1 protein-coding gene is annotated in these 2,432 nt (G+C 70.6%); it reads right to left on the bottom strand.

Going from position 1 to position 2,432, the window contains the following annotated elements; genetic code table 11:
* Positions 1-74: 74 nt before the first annotated feature.
* Complete coding sequence (locus tag ACFT5B_RS19430; RefSeq protein WP_386800833.1) at positions 75-2,120, bottom strand: glycosyl hydrolase family 28 protein; 2,046 nt, start codon at positions 2,118-2,120, stop codon at positions 75-77.
* Positions 2,121-2,432 lie beyond the last annotated feature (312 nt).

Here is a 2,432-nt window from a genome sequence, read left to right as displayed (position 1 = left end):
GCCCGAGGTAGCACGGAGTACGCGCTACCTCGGGCGAAAGGCGCTACCTCAGCGCGGGGGCCGACCGCGCTCCGTCAACGGCAGGTGCCCGTCGGGCCACCCCCGCCCGGGGCCGGGGCCGGGGCCGGGGAGACGTTCGTGAACGTGTTGCCGGTCGAGAAGGCGTCGAGGTTCCACGGGTTCGCCCCGCCGAGCACGCTCGCGAAGCACACGTCCCGGAACGTGGAGTCGGTGAGGCCCTCGATCCCGGTCGGGTTCACGTTGCGGAACCGGACGTCGTCGAACGTGAACTGCCCGACGGTGTCCGCGTCGTTCGCGGGACCCGCCTGGATGTCGATGACGGGCTTCGAGGTGCTCGACGCCATGCCGCACGTCGACGAGCTGTTCGAGTCCACGCTGACGTCGCGGACGAGGATGTCGCGGAACGTCGCCGACTCCCCGCTCACGTAGCCCGACGGCGACTGGGTGTAGGTGAGCGAGGCGATGACCGCGCTCGTCTTCATGCACGCGACCGCGCTGTCGCGGAACACGACGTCGCGCGCGCCGCCGTTCATGTCGGAGGTGGACTTCATGCGCAGCGCACCCGTCTCGGTCCGGTTGAACACGTTGTCCTCGGCGAGGACGTCGTGCACCCACGCGGCGGTGTGGCTGCCGATGGCGACGCCGCCGTGGCCGCGCCGCACGTAGTTCCCGAAGATCCACACGTCGCCCGACGAGTTCCCCTGCGCGCCGTAGAGCCCCTGCCCGGCGGCGAAGTTCACGACGTCGTCGCCCGCGTCGAAGAAGTTGTTCGCGACGACGGCGCCCTGGGTGCCGCCGAACTCGATCGCGTCACCGTTGTTGGTGTCGAACGTCGTGTTGCGCGTCCCGTAGACACCCACGTTCGCCGAGTCGAGGACCATGACGCCGTGGAAGGCCGGGTTCTCGACCGTGAACCCGTCGAGGTAGAGGCCGTCGACGCCGATGAACGTCGCGATGCTCGACCGGTACTGGCCGTAGATCGACGAGTCGGAGACGGTCTCGGGCCGGTTCACGATGCCGGGGATCGTGTCGATCGTCGCGCGGGCGTGCTCGACCTGGTTCGCGGCGAGGATGCCGTCGTTCGCGACCTTCGCGGCGCTCGACGCGACGTAGTCGGGGAGCTGGGTCCCGGTCTCGTCGGTCGTCGTGCCGGCCGCGGTGCGCTTCCAGCCGTCCCCGTCGATGACGCCGGGGCCGACGACCCGCACGTTCTGAGCCACGGCGCCCGGCTCGCGGCCCGCGGCGTCACGGCCGAGGTCGTCCGGGCGGACGTTGAGCAGCGACGGCGGGCGCAGGTAGGCCGTGTAGCTCGCCTCGGTCGGCACCGGGGTCGGGATCGGGTAGAGGTAGTAGCCCTGCTCGACCGGGTAGTCGGCCCAGTCGTCGGACCCGAGGAGCCGCGCGCCGTCCGCGAGCTCGAGCGTCATGTCGCTGTGGAGGAACAGCGCGCCCGTGCGGAACGTGCCGCGCGGGATCACGACCGTGCAGCTCGGCGCGCTGCAGGTGTCGATCGCCTTCTGGATCGCCCGCGTGTTCACCGTCGTGCCGTCGCCGACGGCGCCGAACTGCGGCGCGGTCACGACCGATCGGTGGGCCTTCTTGGCGGTGGTCACGCGGATCGTGCCCGACGGCGCGGACAGGCTGCCGTCGGAGAGCACGGCCCGGACGCTGAAGGCGTAGGCACGGTTCGGCGCCAGCCCGGTGACCTTGAAGCTGTGGTTCTGGACCTTGACGTGCCACCCGTCCGCGTCGTCGGCGTAGAACTGGTCGACGTACTGCTGCGACGGCGTGTGCTGCTCGGCGTTGGCCGACGAGCGTCCGATCGGCCGGCCGTCCTGGTAGACCTCGTAGTCGACGACGGACGCCGACTCGGGCTTGTTCCAGACGAGAAGCGTGCTCGTGGCGTCGGTGGCCGCGCCGGGCACGCAGAGGTTGCTCGGGGTCGTGGGGCTCGTGCCGAGGAGGCGCGAGCTCGCGGCCGTGCAGGTGGGGTCGGTCGGGTGCGGCTGGGCGAGCGCGGGAGCGCTCGCGATCAGGGTGCCTCCGAGGGTGAGGGCTCCGAGTGTCGCGACCAGCGACGTTCGCCGTGAACGGTGCATCTGCTGCGTCCTCCATCGAGACTGCGGGCGACGTTGCCCGAGCCTCGACGGTAGCCACCGCACCCCTCGTTGGGCAATCGGTTTCTCAGGTTTCCGACGAAAGAGAACGCTTTTCCCGCAATGCCTGATGGGGAGTGCGTCGGTCGATCGGCTGCAGGAACAGCAATCGGTTTCCCGACCACGGCCCGCAGCCGCTTGCGTCCGAGGCGCGGCGCCCGACGTCCCCGCGAGGTAGCGCTTCTCGCCCGAGGTAGCGCGGATTCCGTGCTACCTCGGGCGAGACGCGCTACCTCGGAGTCGAGTCCGGGGCGG

Source organism: Luteimicrobium sp. NPDC057192 (assembly GCF_042670205.1).
Lineage (GTDB): Bacteria > Actinomycetota > Actinomycetes > Actinomycetales > Cellulomonadaceae > Luteimicrobium.
The sequence above is the reverse complement of the archived record's forward strand: the minus strand, read 5'-3'. Positions and strand labels throughout refer to the sequence as shown.